This is a genomic window from Pseudoalteromonas sp. P1-16-1b (genome assembly GCF_001401785.1).
In the GTDB taxonomy this organism is placed as follows: domain Bacteria; phylum Pseudomonadota; class Gammaproteobacteria; order Enterobacterales; family Alteromonadaceae; genus Pseudoalteromonas; species Pseudoalteromonas undina.
In genome coordinates, this window is sequence record NZ_LKGQ01000012.1 from 1 (window position 1) to 19,432 (window position 19,432).

At 40.8% G+C, this 19,432-nt stretch carries 16 protein-coding genes; 7 read left to right on the forward strand and 9 right to left on the reverse strand.

Annotated features, from left to right (window positions below):
• Positions 1–463: 463 nt before the first annotated feature.
• The gene (locus AN392_RS10040) at positions 464–2,065 is read right to left on the reverse strand and encodes an isocitrate lyase (protein ID WP_010388704.1); all 1,602 of its coding nucleotides are present in this window, start codon (positions 2,063–2,065) and stop codon (positions 464–466) included.
• A 238-nt stretch (positions 2,066–2,303) separates the two neighbouring features.
• Between AN392_RS10040 and AN392_RS10045 the strand changes: the two genes are divergently transcribed.
• Positions 2,304–4,496, forward strand: coding sequence for a malate synthase G (locus AN392_RS10045; protein WP_055012629.1), 2,193 nt, complete (start codon positions 2,304–2,306; stop codon positions 4,494–4,496).
• A 154-nt stretch (positions 4,497–4,650) separates the two neighbouring features.
• Here AN392_RS10045 and AN392_RS10050 read toward each other — a convergent pair whose 3' ends face one another.
• The 4 genes from AN392_RS10050 to AN392_RS10065 form a co-directional block, all read right to left on the reverse strand.
• Positions 4,651–5,376 (reverse strand): YebC/PmpR family DNA-binding transcriptional regulator, encoded by a 726-nt coding sequence (locus AN392_RS10050; protein ID WP_010388706.1) that lies wholly within the window; start codon positions 5,374–5,376, stop codon positions 4,651–4,653.
• 466 nt (positions 5,377–5,842) lie between these two features.
• Positions 5,843–6,460 (reverse strand): HAD family hydrolase, encoded by a 618-nt coding sequence (locus AN392_RS10055; protein ID WP_055012630.1) that lies wholly within the window; start codon positions 6,458–6,460, stop codon positions 5,843–5,845.
• Between the two features lie 237 nt (positions 6,461–6,697).
• Complete coding sequence (locus tag AN392_RS10060) at positions 6,698–7,192, reverse strand: DUF6702 family protein (protein ID WP_010388709.1); 495 nt, start codon at positions 7,190–7,192, stop codon at positions 6,698–6,700.
• Positions 7,193–7,194: 2 nt separating this feature from the next.
• Positions 7,195–9,627 (reverse strand): M1 family metallopeptidase, encoded by a 2,433-nt coding sequence (locus AN392_RS10065; protein WP_055012631.1) that lies wholly within the window; start codon positions 9,625–9,627, stop codon positions 7,195–7,197.
• A gap of 404 nt (positions 9,628–10,031) precedes the next feature.
• Here AN392_RS10065 and AN392_RS10070 point away from each other — a divergent pair, with 404 nt between their 5' ends.
• The 4 genes from AN392_RS10070 (at position 10,032) to AN392_RS10085 (ending at position 15,895) form a co-directional block, all read left to right on the forward strand.
• Positions 10,032–10,268: a hypothetical protein gene (locus tag AN392_RS10070; protein WP_055012632.1), complete on the forward strand. Its 237-nt coding sequence runs from the start codon at positions 10,032–10,034 to the stop codon at positions 10,266–10,268.
• A gap of 66 nt (positions 10,269–10,334) precedes the next feature.
• Entirely contained in the window at positions 10,335–11,582 is a 1,248-nt protein-coding gene (locus AN392_RS10075; protein WP_055012633.1) for an exonuclease SbcCD subunit D C-terminal domain-containing protein, read from the forward strand.
• Positions 11,579–15,229 carry an AAA family ATPase gene (locus AN392_RS10080; protein WP_055012634.1) on the forward strand — a complete coding sequence of 1,217 codons (3,651 nt, stop codon included), beginning with the start codon at positions 11,579–11,581 and terminating at the stop codon, positions 15,227–15,229. Before AN392_RS10075 ends, AN392_RS10080 begins: the two co-directional genes overlap by 4 nt.
• A 9-nt stretch (positions 15,230–15,238) precedes the next feature.
• A complete protein-coding gene (locus AN392_RS10085) occupies positions 15,239–15,895 on the forward strand; it encodes a class I SAM-dependent methyltransferase (RefSeq protein WP_055012635.1) in 657 nt (218 codons plus the stop codon).
• Between the two features lie 100 nt (positions 15,896–15,995).
• Here the strand turns inward: AN392_RS10085 and AN392_RS10090 are convergent, their stop codons facing one another.
• Positions 15,996–16,205 (reverse strand): cold-shock protein, encoded by a 210-nt coding sequence (locus tag AN392_RS10090; protein WP_008110773.1) that lies wholly within the window; start codon positions 16,203–16,205, stop codon positions 15,996–15,998.
• 290 nt (positions 16,206–16,495) lie between these two features.
• On the reverse strand, positions 16,496–16,939 hold the full coding sequence (locus AN392_RS10095) for an Lrp/AsnC family transcriptional regulator (RefSeq protein WP_235575584.1): 444 nt from the start codon (positions 16,937–16,939) through the stop codon (positions 16,496–16,498).
• Between the two features lie 114 nt (positions 16,940–17,053).
• Here AN392_RS10095 and AN392_RS10100 point away from each other — a divergent pair, with 114 nt between their 5' ends.
• Positions 17,054–17,695 carry a LysE family translocator gene (locus AN392_RS10100; protein WP_055012637.1) on the forward strand — a complete coding sequence of 214 codons (642 nt, stop codon included), beginning with the start codon at positions 17,054–17,056 and terminating at the stop codon, positions 17,693–17,695.
• A gap of 22 nt (positions 17,696–17,717) precedes the next feature.
• Here AN392_RS10100 and AN392_RS10105 read toward each other — a convergent pair whose 3' ends face one another.
• Together AN392_RS10105 and AN392_RS10110 are read right to left on the reverse strand one after the other, a co-directional pair.
• Complete coding sequence (locus AN392_RS10105; RefSeq protein WP_010388717.1) at positions 17,718–18,248, reverse strand: DUF6942 family protein; 531 nt, start codon at positions 18,246–18,248, stop codon at positions 17,718–17,720.
• 1 nt (position 18,249) lies between these two features.
• Positions 18,250–18,705, reverse strand: coding sequence for a YaiI/YqxD family protein (locus tag AN392_RS10110; protein WP_010388718.1), 456 nt, complete (start codon positions 18,703–18,705; stop codon positions 18,250–18,252).
• Positions 18,706–18,773: 68 nt separating this feature from the next.
• Here AN392_RS10110 and AN392_RS10115 point away from each other — a divergent pair, with 68 nt between their 5' ends.
• Complete coding sequence (locus AN392_RS10115) at positions 18,774–19,307, forward strand: lipocalin family protein (RefSeq protein WP_055012638.1); 534 nt, start codon at positions 18,774–18,776, stop codon at positions 19,305–19,307.
• Positions 19,308–19,432 lie beyond the last annotated feature (125 nt).

Sequence of the window (19,432 nt, forward strand, 5' to 3'; positions counted from 1 at the left end):
GCGGTTTAATCGCGGCGCGAGGTTTGTAACCTAGTGGGCTAAGTAAAAACCGAGCAACAAAGAGTAAATCGCCCCTAGGCAGAACCCTTTGGGCAACGCCTGTTTGGCATTGATGCTGCGTTATCGCCTATTTATGGGGAAGAACCACACCACATAGGCTCTGCCTTGCCTAACTACCAAACAGACTGCTGCAAATTTAACCTTGAAAGGTCAACAGACCCTAGTTAAACTCTGATCTATATGCGGTAAAAAGCGGGTAATTTATTGTGCTTACCCGTGTCAAAGCGTAATCAACATAAAGCCCTCACAGCCGAGCATAAACATCCTTTAAATTTATTTACACTTTTAAGCTGCATTGCATCCCTGAATAACTAGCTAGTAAAATACTGATCTATTAAATTTTACCTTTATGCAGGCATAAAAAAAGGGCCTTGCGGCCCTTAAGTAACACTATCTAGTTGAATTAGAATTGGTTCATAGTGTTAGCTTCACCACCGGCTTTAAGTGCATTCTCGCCAGAGAAGTACTCTTTGTGCGTATCGCCAATGTTAGAGCCTGCAAGGTCTTGATGCTTAACTGACGCTTGCTCACGACGGATCTCTTGACGTTGTACGTCACGTACATAAGCCAGCATACCTAAATCACCGAAGTAACCTTCAGATAGAATATCAGTGCTTAATGCTGCTGTATGGTACGTTGGTAATGTAATTAGGTGATGGAAAATACCTGCTTCACGCGCACCATCGCGTTGGAAGTTTTGTACCAGTAAGTCTGCAGCTGCAGCAAGCTCTGTTGCATCCATTTCTGGAGCCATAAGCGCTTTATTGTCATCAATACTTGGGTAAGCGCTAAGGTCACGACCTGCTTCTTGCCACTCTTGGTATACTTGCTCACGGAACTTAAGCGTCCAGTTGAACGACGGTGAGTTGTTGTATACTAATTTAGCATCTGGAACTTGTTCTTTAACGCGATTTACCAGCTCTGCAATTTGTTTTACATGTGGTTTTTCTGTTTCAATCCACAGTAAATCAGCGCCTGACTGTAAGCTAGTAACACAATCTAGTACTACGCGGTCTTTCTCAGTGCCTTCGCGGAACTGGTATAAACCGTTATCTAGGCGTGTAGGCTTACAAAGTTGGCCATTAAGCTTCATTGCCGTTTCGCCTTCATTTAAATCATCAACACTGTTTACCGGTGTTGTTTCTAAAAATGCATTGTATTGGCTTGCTAAGTCACCTGGTTTTTGTGAAACCGGTACTTTTTGCGTTAGGCTTGCACCTAGAGAATCGGTACGCGCAACGATAATACCGTTATCAATACCTAGCTCTAGAAACGCGTAACGTACTGCATTAATTTTAGCTAAAAAATCTTCATGAGGAACGGTAACTTTACCTGCTTGGTGACCACATTGTTTGGCGTCTGATACTTGGTTTTCGATTTGGATAGCACAAGCACCCGCTTCAATCATCTTTTTAGCAAGTAGGTAAGTCGCTTCTTCGTTACCAAAACCTGCGTCAATATCAGCAATGATTGGCACAACATGCGTTTCAAAGTTATCAATTTTATTAAGCACGGCTTGAACGTCGCCGCCGTTTGCTTTTGCATCGTCTAGCTCGTTAAATAAATGGTCAAGTTCACGTGCATCAGCTTGCTTTAAGAAGGTGTAGATTTCTTCGATAAGTGCAGGTACTGATGTTTTCTCGTGCATACTTTGATCTGGAAGTGGGCCGAACTCAGAGCGAAGCGCTGCAACCATCCAACCACTTAGGTATACGTAACTGCGTTTAGTTGTTTTTTGATGACGCTTGATTGCCATCATCATTTGTTGCGCAGTAAAACCATGCCAACAACCTAAAGACTGTGTGTACTGGCTTGTGTCTTTGTCGTATGCAGCCATGTCTTCACGCATAATGTCAGCAGTAAATTGTGCAATATCAACACCAGAGCGAAAACGATTTTGTAAACGCATGCGAGTTGCGTATTCAGGATTAATAGTTTTCCATGCACTGCCTTGTGATTGGCATAGTGTTGCTAGTGTATCTGTTTCACCTTGATATGTTGTCATAATAAAGTCCTTCGAACGGGTATTAATATTTATTGTTGAGAGAGTGACTACATTGCGTTAGCTCTGTAGCGCTTAATTAAACATTAGGCTTATTTTTTAGATTTAGTAAATTTATAGTTGTTATTACGGCTATACATATAGTGAATGGTTAAAAAGCACTCAAAGCGACTTTTTTGCGATATGGTAAGTGTACGCATATAAAAAATGCACTCTGTCGGACCGTTTAAGGATTTTAATTATGAGCCACACTCTCACCCACTCTGGACTCAGCGTTGATAAGCAACTAGCTGAATTTGTTAAAAAACAACTATTACCAGGTACTAATCTAGACGAACACCAGTTTTGGAAAAGCTTTGCCCACATAGTGCAAACACTTACTCCGCTGAACAAGTCACTGCTCGCTAAACGTGAACAATTACAAAAACAGATTGATGACTACCATGTTGCTAATAAAAACGTTGATCAAGCCCAGTACCAAGACTTTTTAAAAGACATTGGTTATTTAGTTGATGAACCTGAAAACTTTAATATTGAAACCCAAAATGTAGAACCAGAAATAGCGTTGACTGCAGGGCCACAGTTAGTAGTTCCAGTTAGTAATGCCCGCTTTGCTTTAAATGCTGCCAATGCACGCTGGGGTTCACTATACGATGCACTATACGGTACAGACGTACTCAGTGAGGAAGATGGTGCAGAGAAAGGGACTCAATACAACCCAGTGCGCGGATTTAAAGTAATGGCCTACGCCAGACAATTTTTAGATAAGGCGCTACCCCTTGAAAATGGCTCGCACATCGAAAGTACTAATTATTCAATCGTGGATGGCGCACTTGCAATTACATTACGCGACAGCTCGCACACTACACTTAAAAACCCTGAACAACTCGTTGGCTATCAAGGTGAGGCACAAAACCCAAGTGTTATTTTACTTAAAAACAATGGATTACATGTTGAGCTGCAAATAGACCACCATCACCCTATTGGCCAAGCAGATAAAGCTGGGCTAAAAGATGTGGTACTTGAAGCTGCGCTGACCACCATTATGGACTGTGAAGACTCAGTTGCCGCAGTTGATGCCGAAGATAAAGTGCAAGTGTACAAAAACTGGTTGGGCCTAATGCAGGGCAACTTGGTTGAAACGTTTAGAAAAGGCGACAAAATGGTCGACCGTACGTTACAAGCCGATCGTCAATACACAGGTCTTGATGGCCAAAAACTGACCCTAAAAGGGCGCAGTATGATGTTTGTGCGTAACGTTGGGCATTTAATGACAAACCCTGCTATTACCGATGTAAGTGGTAATGATGTGTTTGAAGGAATTATGGATGCCATGTTCACCGCAACAGCCGCACTGCACGATTTAAACACTAAAAATGCCATTCAGAACTCAACCGCGCAAAGTATTAATATTGTAAAACCAAAAATGCACGGCCCTGATGAAGTAGCATTTGCTAACACTTTATTTGGCATGGTTGAAGAGGCGCTGAGCTTGCCTAAAAACACCCTAAAAATGGGTATTATGGACGAAGAGCGTCGTACATCTGCTAACTTAAAAGCCTGTATTCATGCTGCTAAAGAGCGTGTTGTATTTATTAACACCGGCTTTTTAGACCGCACCGGTGATGAAATTCATACCTCAATGCAAGCGGGTGTGGTACTGCCTAAAGCGGCTATTAAAGCACAGCCTTGGATCAGCGCTTATGAAGATCGTAACGTTGATATTGGCCTAGCTTGTGGCTTAAGCCATAAAGCGCAAATTGGTAAAGGTATGTGGGCAATGCCCGATAAAATGGCGATGATGATGGAGCAAAAAATAGCGCATCCTCAATCTGGCGCAAATACCGCTTGGGTGCCCTCCCCTACCGCCGCCACATTACACGCAATGCATTACCATGATGTAGATGTATTTAGCCTGCAGCAAAGCATTGCCACGCGCCAAATAGCAAGCCTAGAAAGCTTATTAACACCCCCGCTAATGGCAAACCCAGAAACGCTGTCAAAAGAAGATATTCAAAGTGAGCTTGAAAATAACGCGCAAGGTATTTTAGGTTACGTTGTACGTTGGATTGATCAAGGAATAGGCTGTTCTAAAGTGCCTGACATTAACCATATTGGCTTAATGGAAGATAGAGCTACTCTACGTATCTCAAGCCAGCATATTGCCAACTGGCTGCATCATGGCGTGTGCAGTAATGAGCAAGTACAAAAAGTGATGGCAAAAATGGCTAAGGTTGTTGATGGCCAAAATGAACATGACAGCCTTTACATTCCCATGGCAACTAATGAGCAAACACTGGCTAATAGCATTGCCTACCAAGCGGCTTTGGCACTAGTATTTGAAGGCGTTAGCCAACCTAGCGGTTATACTGAGCCGCTACTGCATAACTACCGCTTAAAATATAAAGCACAGCACCATAACCTAGCTGAATAGCTGAATAGCTAAATAGCTAAATAGCTAAATAGCTAAATAGCTAAATAGCTGACATTTATTTAACACTAAAAAAGCGCGTTTTGCCTACACAAAACGCGCTTTTTGTTTTATTAAGCGGCAAAATAGCTAAAATTCGCCTAGTTCAAACTACGAATTAATTTTTAATGGTCGCGTTGTGATAAACATTTTGTACGTCATCGCAATCTTCAAGCATATTGATAAATTTATCAAAATTGGCAATGACTTCTTCATCAGTAATTTCAACATGTACTTGTGGTACAAAGGTAATTTCATCAACTTCAAAGTTAATGCCTTCAAATGCTTCTTCTAATGCCGTTTTAGCTTTAAAGTACTCAGTATGCGGTGCAAATACCGACACCTTGCCATCTTCGGCTTCTACATCAGTCACATCAACGTCAGCCATCATCAGCGCTTCTAACACGACTTCATCGTCGTCACCTGCAAACCCCAAAACAGCAAGGTGATCAAACATATGTGCTACACACCCAGGTGTGCCGATTTTTGAATCTGTTTTAGTAAACGGTAAGCGCACGTCTTTAATAGTACGATTAGGGTTATCGGTTAAACAGTCAACAATCACCATGCAATTACCCGGGCCGTAGCCTTCGTACCGTGCAGTTGAGTAATCTTCCCCTGCCCCGCCGGCTGCTTTTTCAATTGCTTTTTCGATTACGTGCGCAGGAACTTGGTCTTTTTTGGCTTTTTCAATTAAGCGGCGCAATGTTTGATTTACATCGGGGTCGGGTTCACCACTTTTGGCTGCAACGTAAATTTCTTTACCGTACTTTGAATTTACTTTAGTTTTTGCGTTGGCGGTTTTAGCCATCGAACTTTTGCGGACTTCAAATGCTCTGCCCATCTTGTGCCTCTATTGAATACGTTCTGTTTTTGATATTTTACCAATTCAAAGCGTATTGGGCTAGTGGTTCAACATGTTATGCTGTGCAAAAGCAGCGGGGTATTAATTTAAATAATACCCGTTATGCTATTAGCGAAATGAAATACAGTGCAATTTAACATAATTAGGGTCTGTTAACCTTTGCGGATTGCTATTTGTTCAAACTAGGGGCAATTTAATCGCGGCGCGAGGTTTGTAACCTAGTGGGCTAAGTCAAAACCGAGCAAAGCTTCCGCGTCCTGCTCACGCCCCTTACCTACATCCATGTAGGCAACAAAGAGTTAATTGCCCCTAGGCAGAACCCTTCGGGCAGCGCCTGTTTGGCATTGCTGCTGCGTTATCGCCTATTTATGGGGAGTAACCACACCACATAGGCTCTGCCTTGCCTAAATACCAAACAGACTGCTGCAAATTCAACCTTGAAAGGTCAACAGACCCCAATCTTTTCAGCGTAACTTTCAACTAACGACACTAATTCATCAAAAGCATGAATCACAAAGTCGGCTTGCTCGGCATACGCAGGGGTTACATCGGGAGCATATAAACAGGCTCGCATTTTTGCATTATGGGCCGCTTGTATATCATATAAATAATCACCAACGTAAATAACGTTATCAACGGGCATGGACCACTGCCTTGCGATCATTAATAAAGCACTCGGATCGGGTTTGGCTGGCGCTTCAGTTCGAGTGAGTACCGTTTCTATTGGCAATGGGTTGTGTTGCAACTTTAGTGTGGCCGCTTTATCAAAATTACGAGTCACAATAGCCATAGGAATATTCTTTGCTCGCAGAGCGTTAACAGCTTCAACAACGCCGGGTAAAAGGGTCGCCGTTTGCGCATCAAGTAGCTCATGCTGATGCACTATATTCATCGCTTCTTCACGCATGTAGGGTGAGGGCAATTGCTCTATATATTCGAGTAGGTCTAGTTCTGCAGGGCAACCTACTTGGGCTTTAATCAATGAAAAATTTAATTCTGATGATACTAAGGTTCCGTCTAAATCAAAAATAACACCTTTGATTGCCTCAATTTGCGTTTTCATTTCATTCCTTGCGCTAAGTTATTAGCTCATTTTGCTGGATTTGCTTTATATAAAAAGTATATCAATAGACAATTACAAAGAGTTCAGTCCATTGCCCTCTTAGTATAGCTCATTTGATAACACAATAGTTTGGGTTTGAATAACAACTGTTATATTGGTTTTACGATGAAGTAAATTAATGCGATCGGCTAATTTATACAGCAAAAAAGTGCGCACCTTATAAAGGTGCACAGTGGGTTAGTTAGTTTCAAATCGTGCTTCAAGCCACGTATCGTCTTGACTAAAGTTTAACGTTTTTACTTTTCCTCGCCCTTCAACATTTACCATATTGACTTGCGCAGGCCATAAATCGCGCAATGCGCCATTACTCATCTTAACACCTTCAATCTCATCGGGGATCGTCGCTTCTTGGTAAACCCAAAAGAACTTACCATCAACTTGTGCACCCACATAATTAAGTGTGAGCGGCTCACCCGTTAAGGTTTGCAAAGCAACATGAGATTCAACATATTTAGCAAAGCGTTTTTGGTCACGCTTGTTATTGATGATATCCACTTTGCCTTGAAATAAACTGCCAACAGCATGCTCTGTGTCATGTAAGTAAAAGCGATGCATTAATTCAATATTGTGAGTTCGTTGATTAAATAACACCGTGGTAACGGATGATTTTAATTGATGCGCCATACTCGGCGCAGCAATTAAAAAGCAAACAATAATAAGCAAAAATCGCATTATTATTGGTCCTCTTCGTTATTTTTTTCGTCTTTTTTCAGCTCAGTTTTAATATCCTGCATGATATCGCGGCTTACTTTTGCTTTACTCTTTTCACGTTTGTAGACTTCAATACGCGAAGGAATAATACGACGTGGGTAGTGATTATTTTCTACATTCACATCTGCCGTTTCCCAACCCGGATCAACGGTTACTGAGGTGAGCGGTTTGTTTTTGTCGGTAATAATCAGTTTTTGTACGTTTTTGTGGTTACGACGCCAAATTTCTGCAGGAATGTAACGCTCTTCTTTAGTGCCATCTTCATAAGTTAGCTCTAAAAGAATCGGCATCACTAGGCCGCCTAGATTTGAAAACTCCATAACATAGTAGTTTTTGTCTTCTTCTAATGCGCGATCGAGTGTTTTACGCTCCCACGGTTTTAAGCCTTTTAAAAATTTGTTGTACGAATTACGCTCTTTATTAGTAACCGTAAAGCGATCGTTTTCGTCATAAAAATCGGTTACATCTGGATTTTTCTCAACCCAGGTTTTTTTACCTTCGGCTCGATTACGCTCAACAAATAATGAACTTGGCTTATTCGCTTCAATATCACGTAAACGATTAAAGTCGATATCAGGGTTTTTTGTGTCTAACCGTAATTGATATACTTTATCAAGCGAGATATCAACATGGTCTGTTGTGTAAAACCAACCACGCCAGAACCAATCTAAATCAACACCTGACGCTTCTTCCATAGTACGGAAAAAATCAGCTGGAGTAGGGCGCTTATATTTCCAGCGCTGAGCATATTCTTTAAACGCAAAATCAAATAATTCACGACCTAAAATAACTTCACGTAAAATATTTAATGCCGCGGCTGGTTTAGTATAGGCATTAGGCCCTAAACGAAGCACACTGTCTGATTGCGTCATAATTGGCACTTGAGTTTCAGACTTCATGTACGCCACAATATCACGTGGCTCAACACCCCAAGGAATGGTTGGATCCCATTCACGCCCAGCAACACCATCTAAAAAGCTATTTAAACCTTCATCCATCCAGGTCCACTGACGCTCATCTGAGTTTACAATCATAGGGAAATAAATATGCCCCACTTCGTGGATAACAACCCCGATTAAAAAGCGCTTTTCTGCTTGAGAATAAGTACGCGTGCCATCGTCTTGTAAATCTGTACGTGGACCATTAAAAGTGATCATTGGGTATTCCATACCCCCTACAGGACCATTGACTGACTGTGCAGTTGGGTACGGGTAATCAAATGAGTATTTTGAATATACTTCCATGGTATGTACCACAGATTCAGTTGAATATTTCTTCCATAAATCGCCACCTTCTTTAGGGAAAAACGACATAGCCATAACCAGTGGTTGCTCATTCCCCCCTTGTTGGTAACCTTTAGCATCCCACATAAATTTACGTGACGACGCCCATGCAAAATCACGAACGTTTTCAGCTTTAAAATGCCACGTTTTTGTTTTGTCTGTACCGGCTTTTTCGTTTTCGAGCGCTTCTTCTTCAGTAACTACAAATACAGGACGTTTTGCTGTTTCAGCTTTTTTTAAACGCTTGCGCTGAGTACTGGTTAAAACTGAGCTAGGGTTATCAAGCTTACCGGTTGCCGATACAATATGATCTGCAGGAACCGTAATTTCAACGTCGTAGTCGCCAAATTCCAAGGTGAATTCACCGCTACCTAGAAATGGTTTGTTGGTCCATGCTTCGTAATCAGTATACGCTGCTAAACGAGGGAACCACTGTGCCACTAGGAAAATATCGTTACCGTCTTCTTCAAAGTGTTCATAACCTGCACGTGCACCTACCGCATCTTCTTCAACCAAGTTAAACGCGAAGTCCATGCTAAACTCAACATCTTTACCCGGTTTAAGTGGCGTGTTTAAATCTATACGCATTAGAGTATCAACAACTGTTACACGCAGCGCTTTACCATCTTCATCTTTAACATTGCTAATGGTGTAACCCAGCTCGTTGTCGTTCATAAACTGCTGACGACGTAAATCACCTAAGCTTAATTTAGCAGGCTTGGCATCAGGTTCGTTTTGTAGGGTACTTTTAAAAGTTTGCGTGGTTTCTGCAATCGAGTCATTTTTAAAAATGTTTTGATCAAGCTGTAGCCATAAATATTTAAGCGTATGCGGTGAGTTATTTTTATATTCAATTGTTTGACTCCCCGTTAAACGACGCTTTTGCTCATCAAGCTTTACATCAATATCGTAATCAACGCGTTGTTGCCAGTAATTTTCTGCCGGTGCACCTGCGGCACTGCGGTAAACATTAGGGGTAGGCAAAGCTTCATCTAGTTGACGAAACTTATCAACATAACTGCCTTTAGTCTGTTCAACAGATGAGGCCATCACAGAGCTCGCCATTGCCAAAGGCAATACAAACGCACTCAATGTAAATAAATTTTTCTTCATTGTTAATCCTGATCGATTTTAGTGACGCTACTGTGACAAATTTACAGCTAAGCTTCAATAAAATAGCGATAAAACCCTACTTTTATAGGGTGATATTCCACACCTTTATGTAAATATAAAAAACACTGTTTTACACAACAACATTTAACTAAATTGTTTAGCAATTTACATAAAAAACTAAGCTGTAAAGGGGGTTTACAAAATAGGCTGAGTATCACTAAAAGTAGAGATAAAATGAAAAAACACAGCTATTTTCATTAAAAATACTAAAAAACGCAGTTTTAGGTTGATCTTTACTATGGTTTGTAATTAGAATCGCCCACTTTTTTAATTTGAGGGTACTTTTTTAGTGTTTCTCTCAAATATTTTTTGTTCTAACTAGTCGTATTAAGTGTGGTGAGTTTATGGATTTTTATGTCCTAAAAAAGCAGCAAAAACTAATTGCAATACCAGCAGACGTGCAAAGTTGTAAGCAGTATATTAACTCAGGCTACCTGTATATTGATAAAGTAGCTGCTTGTAATGAAACAAACGCACTAGCAGTATTACAGGCCAAAAAAGCGAAGGCATTAAAGTGGCCTTTAACAATTGCGCTCGCAGCTTTGCCGGTTATTTTTATTGCTTGGTATACTTTAACCTAAAGCGATACTTGCATCTTTAATTGCCTTGGGTATATTGGCGCTCTTATGGTTTTTTAAGAGCGCAAAATGAAAGTTCTTCACACTTCAGACTGGCACTTAGGTCAGCAATTTTATGAACATGATCGCCGTCATGAACATCATGCTTTTTTCTCTTGGTTATTAACCACCCTCGTTAGCCAACAAATCGATTTATTGCTTGTTGCGGGCGATATTTATCATACTGCCACCCCCAGTGCTAGCGCCGAAAACCAACTCTATCAATTTATAAAAAATGCCAAAGCACAGTGCCCACAATTACATGTGGTCATAATTGCCGGCAATCATGACTCTGCTAATCGTATTTTGGCTGCTCAGCCCTTATTAGCCCAGTTTGATACCCATGTTGTAGGCCGGTTTGATCCCGCCAATCCAAATGACGTGGTAATAACAATTAATAATAACGACAAACACGCTGTAGTAATCGCTATGCCGTTTTTACGAACCAGCGATATAAGTACGCTTAGCCAGAGCGAGAATGGCCCTAGTTACGCACAAGGCGTTGCTAAAGCTTACCAACTGGCACTTGAACATGCATTAACGCTTACCAATGAAAGTACGCCTTTAATTGTTATGGGTCACTTGCATGCCAAAGGTGGAAATATTTCTGGTGATTCTGAGCGTAACTTAGTCATTGGCGGTGAAGAAGCCATTTCGGCGTCGGTATTTGGTTCAAAAGCCAATTACGTAGCGCTAGGGCATTTACACAAAGCGCAGTTAGTGGCTAAAAATGAGCACATTCGCTACAGCGGTACACCTATTCCAATGTCGTTTTCAGAAAGGAAATATACCCATCAAGTCAACGTGGTTGAGTTTAACGTACAAAAAGACCAACCGCTAAGCACCACTGTAAACCCCCTTTACATTCCTAGGCTCGCTGAAGTAATTGTATTACCCGAGGGGGAGTGCGTCCCTTTAGCCAAGCTATGCGAGCAAATAAAAGCACTCGATACACAACAATACGAAATAGCGCCATATTTACGAGTAAAGCTAAAATCCAGTGATATCGATACCACTTTTCGTGAACAAATTGAACAAGCACTAAAAGGCAAGCAGGTTAACTTTTGTGGTATAGAACGGGTACGCGATCAGCAAGTGAATAATTCTTCAGAAACGGTATTTGAGGATTTAAGCTTTGTGGAAATGCTCAACCCAATTAATTTGCTCGAACAAGCCTTTAATAACGACAAAGATATGGCTGGCGAAACTGTTCCCAGTGAATTAAAAGCACTATTAACCGACGTTATTGATGAACTTGAACAGGAGCAGCTACTATGAAAATAACCGCCGTGCGTATTCATAACTTAGCCTCCATTGCTGATGCCGAAATCGACTTTTTAGCATCCCCACTCAAAGACGCAGGTTTATTTGCTATTACAGGTGACACCGGCGCGGGAAAAAGTACCGTACTTGATGCCATTTGTTTAGCGCTTTATACGAAAACTGCTCGTTTGAAAGGCGACAAAGGTAACCTAATTGATTTTAACGGCGACAACATAAAGCTTAACGATGCCCGCAATTTATTGCGCCGTGGGAAATGGGAAGGCTATGCGGAAGTGGACTTTAGCGGGCAAGATCAGCAACTTTATAGAGCACGCTACAGTATTCAACGCACGCATAAAAAAGTAACCGGCAAACTAAAAGTGGCAGAGCATACTTTGCATAGCTTACCGGATGAAAGCTTAATTGCCGACAAAAGTACCACCATAAAAGCCATTGAAAATAAAATAGGCCTCACTTTTGAGCAATTCTCCCGTGCAGTGCTACTAGCACAACATGAGTTTGCCGCCTTTTTAAAAGCCACCGGCGATGAGCGCGCACAACTTTTAGAGTGCCTTACTGGCACCGATAAATTTAGTCGAATTGGCCAACGTATATTTGAGCGCAATAAAGCAGTTAAAGATAAATTTGAATTACTAACAGCTAGCTTAGCCAGTTATGCGTTATTGTCTGATGAAGAGCTAAGTGAGAAAAAGCACACTCTTGATGAACTTAAAAAACAAACTGAACACATAAAAACAACGTTGGCCAGCACAGAGCAGGGTGTTAATTGGTATAAACAAGCACACAGTTTAGAGCAAGCATTAACAGAGGCTCAACAAAACGAGCAACAAGCAAGTGATGCACTAAATGCGGTTAAAGCACAAACTGAGCAAGCAAAACAAGCACAAAGTGCGCTTGAAATTAAAGATAATCGCCAACGCTTTAAAAGCTTAACGGTGCAAAACAGCCAGTTAAATTCGCAAATAAAGGAATTAAACGCGCTGGATCATGCCGCGCTTATTAATGAACAAGCAAGTAAGGTTAAAAAACAACAAAGCGAATTAGCAACAGCAAAACAACAACAACAAACAGCTGAACCAGTCATAACAAAAGCACGTGAGCTCGACAGTCAATTAGCTATTTTTACGCAAAGTATAACAAGCCTGATACAACAAAGAGCCAAAGAGCAGCAACAATTAAACGAGTTACAACAGCAGCTACAACAAAATAATCTCAGCGTGGAGCAGGCAACAACACAAAGCACTCACCATCAGCAGTGGTTACAAGAAAACAATCAACTAAAGCCATTGGCCACTGATTGGAACTATTTTAATCACAGCTTTAAGCAGTTTTTTAATACCACAACGCAATTAAAAACACTCGAGCAACAAAAGCAAACTATTACTTTGCAGCTAAGCACTCTCGCTACCAAGCTCAACGAGCAAAATAAACAGTTAGAACATGCAGAGCACGCACTAAGCACTGAACAACAAAATCTAAATAAGCTCACCCAACACCAAGAGCAATTCAATATTGAGCAGTGTGATAATCAGCTTAAAAATATTGATTATTTAAAAGAGCAACGAGCGCGTTATAAGCAATTTAATCAAGAACTAAAGCACACAGTGCAGCAACAAAGTATTACAGCAGAAAAGCTAACTCAGAGTGAACAAACTAACATCACACTGCGTGAGCAATTAAGCAGAAAAGAGCAAGCACTTAAACACGCCGAGCAATCGCTTAATCAAGCACGGCTGCGTGCGAGTGAACATGTTGAACATTTACGCGCACAACTACTGCCTAATGAGGCATGTGCGGTTTGTGGAGCCACTGAGCATCCGTTTGCAAATAATCAAAGCCAACCTTTTAATAACTTAATAACCGACTTTGAAAATACTTATACTGGCGCTAAGCAGCAGCACTTAGATGCACAAACCCAGCTACATCAACATCAAACGCAGCATGCTGTTTTAGTCGCAGAGCATAAGCAGCAAAGCCAAGCGATTGCTGATGCCCAAGCCAAAATGTTAGACATTAAAAACACCATGCAAGCGGCTAAAACAGATCTTAATGACTTGAGCGTTGAGCAGCTTGATGACACCCATAAACAATTAAGCGAGCAAAAAGCGCAGTACTTTTCAGCACAAAAACAACAAAACCAGTTGCAAGAAACGGTTAACCAACTGCAAAACACGGTTAAAAAAGAACAGACTGCTCAGCAACAATTAAATACCCAGCATGTTGAACTGAACAATCAGCTCACCATGCTTAATAATAAGCACCAGGAATTGCTGAGCCAACGCGAAGCACTTATAAGTGAGCTGAATTCTCATTTTGAAAACAGTCAATTTTGGCAAACATTGCAAACCGGCGCGTTAACGCTAAGCGAGCTAGGTGAGCAAGTAGAGCAGTATCAACATCAGCAACTACAACTTGAGCAAACTCAAAAGCAATTAGACAGCGCTAATTTACAGCTGCAGCAACTAACTCCCCTTATTACTAAAGCTGAGCAGCAAATTAGCACGCTCAACGACGATTTAACCCAGGCACAGCAACAACACAACAATACCCAGCAACAGCGCTTAGCGTTATTCGATAACCAAACGATTAGCGCTGATGACTACCAGGCTCAGCTGAATAGACAAGTAGAGCAGTGCCAGAGTGAATTAAATCAGAGTCAACAGGCACACGATAGCGCCGTAAAACAGCGCGATGAGCACGCTATTACGCTTAAAAACCTTGAGCAGCGCTTCGCCGATAACAGCCAAGAGCTAACCACACTTGAAACACGCTATAGTGCTTGGTTTGAAGAGTTTAGCGCGCTTTATGCTGATATTAGCCATCAGCAAATCGAGATGCTACTGGCTATAAGTAATGACGATATTAAAGAGCAGCTAAAGCATAGCGAGCAGTTATCTCAAGCATTAGTTGATGCTCATGCCGCGCTAAAACAACAGCAAAATGCCAATGAGCAGCATCAGCAAAATAATAAGCCAGCACACAGCGAAGCACAGTTAATTGAGCAACAAACTCAATTAACTGTGCAGCAAACACAATTACACAATAACTTACTTACGATTAATACTGCCATCGAGCAGCACAACCAAAATGCAAAAGCTCTTGAGGGCAAACAGGCTGAGCTAAGCAAGCTTAAACAACAAGTAGAACAATGGCATTTACTTAATAAAGTGCTCGGTGATGCAACCGGCAAAACAATGCGTAATTTAGCGCAAACACAAACACTAAAAATATTGCTACATTATGCTAATAGCCATTTAAAAACGCTGAATAAGCGTTACGAACTCACAGCAATAGCTGATTCACTTGATATAGCGATTATTGACCGCGATATGGCCGATGAACAACGTTCTGTAAACACACTCTCTGGCGGAGAGTCGTTTTTAGTATCGTTGGCACTTGCATTAGGGCTGGCCTCTTTATCTTCAAACAAAGTGCAAATTAACTCGTTATTTGTTGACGAAGGCTTTGGTACACTAGATAGTGAAACACTTAGTATTGCAATGGACGCGCTAGATTCACTGCAAGCGCAAGGTAGAAAGGTCGGTGTGATTTCACATGTAAGTGAAATGAGCGAACGCGTTGCAACGCAAATTCATGTCGCTAAAAAACCGGGTGGATACTCCACCATAAACGTAATTTAAGGAAATAGTATGCCCACTTTTACAGGCGAAGAAGCACAAGAGTATGATAACCGTATTACCCGTTTAGTCCCAGGTTACGAGCTATTACATCAACTAACCAACGCACAGCTAAGCGCTACGTTAACTGATAACGCCCATATTTTAGTGGTAGGCGCAGGTACAGGTAAAGAAATCGCAGCGCTGGCGAATCTTAATTCTACATGGCAGTTTACCGCTCAAGATACCTCGGCCGACATGTTAGCCATTGCTAAGCAACGCTTTATAGAGCAAGGTATTGATGCACGTATCAGCATTGAGTGCCAACCAGTAGATAAATTAAAAGTTAAAGCCGACGCGGTATTATGTTTATTGGTGATGCATTTTGTTGAAGATAACGGCGATAAGAAGCAGTTATTAAAGGGGATTAAAAATAATCTTAAAAAATCTGCACCAGTATTTATTGCTGATTTAATGCGCCCAGAAACCCCGTTTGAACGAGAGGCACAACTTAATACATGCAAAGAGCTTGGCCTTAGTGAAGCAGGAAAAACGCAAATGGCACATAACTTAGAGCGTGAGTTTTACCCGCTTGATCGGATGCGTTTTAGTGAGTTACTTAATGAATGTGGCTTTGGCATTCCAAAACTGTACTTTAAAGCACTTGGTTTTAGTGGGTACGTGGTATAAATTTTTTGCAAAAAAAAAGCTAATATCGTATTGATATTAGCTTTATCGCTTAACGTTAGTTTAGCGTGGTGAGTGCGCTTTAAAGCCCACTCCCTTTAAATTAGATGCAAACGATGTTTTCAGCTTGCGGGCCTTTTTGACCTTGAGTTACGCTGAACTGTACTTTTTGGCCTTCAGCTAAAGTTTTGAAACCGTCGCCTGAGATTGCGCTGAAATGTGCGAAAACGTCTGGGCCAGACTCTTGCTCAATAAAACCAAAACCTTTAGCTTCGTTGAAAAATTTTACAGTACCAGTAGTTGTATTAGACATAATAATATCCTAAAAAAATAAATAAAAAATTGCCTTAAAATAGGCGTTTAACAGGAAGAAAACAAACATTTAACTTGAGGATATCGCGAAGGATTATTACTAATAACAACGTGGTACTTACAAATAAACTGGGCTTTCTATCAACCCGATGGCAAGCAGAATAACAGCAATACAGTTTATAACAAGCTTTATTTATACTTTATTTTTATATACAACTGTAAAGCCTCTCATAATAGGCTTTACAGCGTCATCGGCTTAACTTTTTAAACTTCGTGTTAAAACGTAACCTGTTAAAAGTGCAAATTACGCGCTCTTACAATATCTTTCATTACAATGGTTGAGGTTAAACGTTGTACACCTGGTAGGGCTGATAGCTTGTCATCGTAGAGTTGTTGGAACGCGGCTAAATCTTTAGTAACGACATGTAACAGGTAATCAGGTGTACCGAATAGCCGCTGAGCATTGGTGATCTGAGGAATAGCATCCACTGCTTGCTCTAATTTGCTTAACGACACTTTATCGCCCTCTTTAATAGTAATAAATACTAACGCAGAAAAGTTTAAACCCACTTTCTCAGGTGATATTTCGGCGCGGTAACCCACAATTGCTTTGCTTTTCTCAAGTTCTTTAACACGGCGGTGACAGGGCGACACGCTTAGCCCAACACGATCAGCCAATTCAGAGAGGGTAAGTCTGCCATCGACTTGTAATTCGGCAAGAATTTTCCTATCCATGGTATCCATAGTTGATTATTTCCTAAAATGAACGCTTATATTAGTAAAATACAGTAACTTTTACTCATCAGAAAGAAATAAAATAGCTACTCACTTATTTTAGGTTATAGCGCTATGGATATTAATATTATTTTTTCTTTTTGGCTGGTATCAATTTTGTTTGTTCTCACCCCTGGTGCAGATTGGGCTTATACAATTAGTGCAGGAATAGCAGGCGATAAAATTGTTCCTGCGGTGTCAGGGTTAATACTTGGGCATTTAATGGCCAGTTTAATTGTGGTGGTAGGGTTAGGTGCGCTATTAGCATCGCATGCTATTTTTATAAAGCTGTTAACCTTGTTCGGCGCTTTATACATAATTTGGATTGCTACATCACTGTACCGATTTCCTCCTATGCCTGCAGCCTATAACGATGGCCAACAACACACCTCAGACACCCCTCTAAAGTGGATGAGAAAGGGTTTTATTATTAGTGGTTTAAACCCTAAAGTAATGCTGTTATTTTTAGCCTTGTTACCACAGTTTGTGTTGCCAACTTTATCGTTTTCTATCACTGAACAATTGCTGGTACTGAGTGTAATTCATTTAGTAGGTTGTGCGTTGGTGTATTGGTTAATAGGGATAAGTGCCAGAAAAATCCTTAGTAACAATCCCGCATTGTCGCTTAAGTTTGGGCGTGCATCGGCATGTGTACTGTTTATTTTGGGCTCACTAATGCTAGTTGATAGCGCACAAAAACTAACTCACGTCGTGTAACAGTAGCAAAAAAGAAAGTGGCTTATCTTAGCTGAGCCACTAATTCACTCAAACGGGCAATTTTAATATTACTCAGCTGCCTATAATCAAAATAGGGGCACACAATAATATTCTGGCTTTTATCTATAGCAAACTCATCATCAAGCCAATCAAATTGGGCGTTTAATTTACCTTGTTGTATTAAGTTTTTAGCGTGAGTTCGCCCAGCAATAATGTGCAACTGGTTTTTACTCTCAGTAAGCACCGGTGTGCTAAATAGTAATGCAGTCCCGCTATGCTGTTGTAACAACAGCTCATCTCGATATGCTTGCCAGCTTACTGCTTGTTTAGCAAATGAGTAATGCTCGCTTGGCAGCGCAAATAACACTTTGGCGTACACATTAAAGACTTTTCGCCAGCCATTGCCACAGTGCTGATTTATGCTATTTATTTGCCCACTAGCCACAGGCTCTAACTGCGCAAGTGCTTCAAAGTAAGGCATAGGTGGGGCTTTTGCTACATACACGCCAACTCTAAATGAATTATCACCTAACCCTATTAACTGGCTGCTCACCTTAACTACTCTTATTTTGCGCTAAAATACGATCAAGGTTGTTAGCAAAGTTTTGTCTGTCACTTTGGCTCAATGGAGGCGGCCCACCACTCATTTCTACGCCACTTGAGCGCATAGTATCCATAAAATCACGTACATTTAGTAAAGAGCGAATGTTTTCAGGAGTGTAAAGCTCACCGCGCGGATTAAGCGCTTGGCCGCCGTTATCAATCACTTCGCTAGCTAGCGGGATATCTCCAGTGATCACTAAATCACCCTTTTCAATTCGTTTAACTATTTCATCATCAGCAACATCAAACCCTGATGACACTTGTAGTCGACTAATAAATTTTGACGGTGGAATGCGCATGGCATGATTTGCAACCAGTATAGTTTCTGTTTGCGTACGCTCTGCAGCTCTAAATAAGATTTCTTTTATTACCACCGGACAAGCGTCAGCATCAACCCAAATTTTCATGCTAAATTCTTTAAATTGCTTTAGTATTAGAGCGATCCTATAGCAATTTCTAAAGAAAAGGAAACAACATGAAGCTCGCTTTTAAAACCGCATTATTTATTACCGCTATGTTTTTACTCAGTGCCTGTACCAGCGCACCGGAAGGAATAACCCCTGTTAAAAACTTTGATTTAGAAAAGTACCAAGGCAAGTGGTATGAGATAGCACGATTAGACCACTCTTTTGAACAAGGTATGGAGCAAGTAACAGCCACTTATTCAATTAACGATGATGGAACAGTAAAGGTATTAAACAAAGGGTTTATTAGTGAAGAGCAGCTGTGGGACCAAGCTGAAGGCATAGCTAAATTTGTTGAAAATGCCGATACAGGGCATTTTAAAGTATCTTTTTTTGGCCCATTTTATGGCGCCTATATTATTTTTGAACTTGACCAGCCTGATTATCAGTATGCGTTTATTACCAGTTATAGTAAAGATTACTTGTGGTTTTTATCACGCACACCAACAGTAAGCAAAGAGCTTAAGCAGCACTTTTTAAGCCAAGTAAAGGCGCTTGGTTTTGCAACTGACGAAATTATTTGGGTAAATCAAAAAGCGCTGTAAAGGGGGTTTACAAGTTGAATTGATAAATAGTCTAAGCTGTAATAAAACGATCACCTTACTGTAAGGTAAGTTAAATAAAGCAAGACTATAGTGACTGCATCTGCAAAGAAACAAGCAGGTGAAGA

Coding starts and splice junctions, on each gene's coding strand:
- AN392_RS10115 (WP_055012638.1), top strand. CDS start 18,774: ATGAAGCTCGCTTTTAAAACCGCATTATTTATTACCGCTATGTTTTTA.
- AN392_RS10045 (WP_055012629.1), top strand. CDS start 2,304: ATGAGCCACACTCTCACCCACTCTGGACTCAGCGTTGATAAGCAACTA.
- AN392_RS10070 (WP_055012632.1), top strand. CDS start 10,032: ATGGATTTTTATGTCCTAAAAAAGCAGCAAAAACTAATTGCAATACCA.
- AN392_RS10085 (WP_055012635.1), top strand. CDS start 15,239: ATGCCCACTTTTACAGGCGAAGAAGCACAAGAGTATGATAACCGTATT.
- AN392_RS10060 (WP_010388709.1), bottom strand. CDS start 7,192: ATGCGATTTTTGCTTATTATTGTTTGCTTTTTAATTGCTGCGCCGAGT.
- AN392_RS10095 (WP_235575584.1), bottom strand. CDS start 16,939: ATGGATAGGAAAATTCTTGCCGAATTACAAGTCGATGGCAGACTTACC.
- AN392_RS10080 (WP_055012634.1), top strand. CDS start 11,579: ATGAAAATAACCGCCGTGCGTATTCATAACTTAGCCTCCATTGCTGAT.
- AN392_RS10050 (WP_010388706.1), bottom strand. CDS start 5,376: ATGGGCAGAGCATTTGAAGTCCGCAAAAGTTCGATGGCTAAAACCGCC.
- AN392_RS10040 (WP_010388704.1), bottom strand. CDS start 2,065: ATGACAACATATCAAGGTGAAACAGATACACTAGCAACACTATGCCAA.
- AN392_RS10065 (WP_055012631.1), bottom strand. CDS start 9,627: ATGAAGAAAAATTTATTTACATTGAGTGCGTTTGTATTGCCTTTGGCA.
- AN392_RS10100 (WP_055012637.1), top strand. CDS start 17,054: ATGGATATTAATATTATTTTTTCTTTTTGGCTGGTATCAATTTTGTTT.
- AN392_RS10055 (WP_055012630.1), bottom strand. CDS start 6,460: ATGAAAACGCAAATTGAGGCAATCAAAGGTGTTATTTTTGATTTAGAC.
- AN392_RS10075 (WP_055012633.1), top strand. CDS start 10,335: ATGAAAGTTCTTCACACTTCAGACTGGCACTTAGGTCAGCAATTTTAT.
- AN392_RS10110 (WP_010388718.1), bottom strand. CDS start 18,705: ATGAAAATTTGGGTTGATGCTGACGCTTGTCCGGTGGTAATAAAAGAA.
- AN392_RS10090 (WP_008110773.1), bottom strand. CDS start 16,205: ATGTCTAATACAACTACTGGTACTGTAAAATTTTTCAACGAAGCTAAA.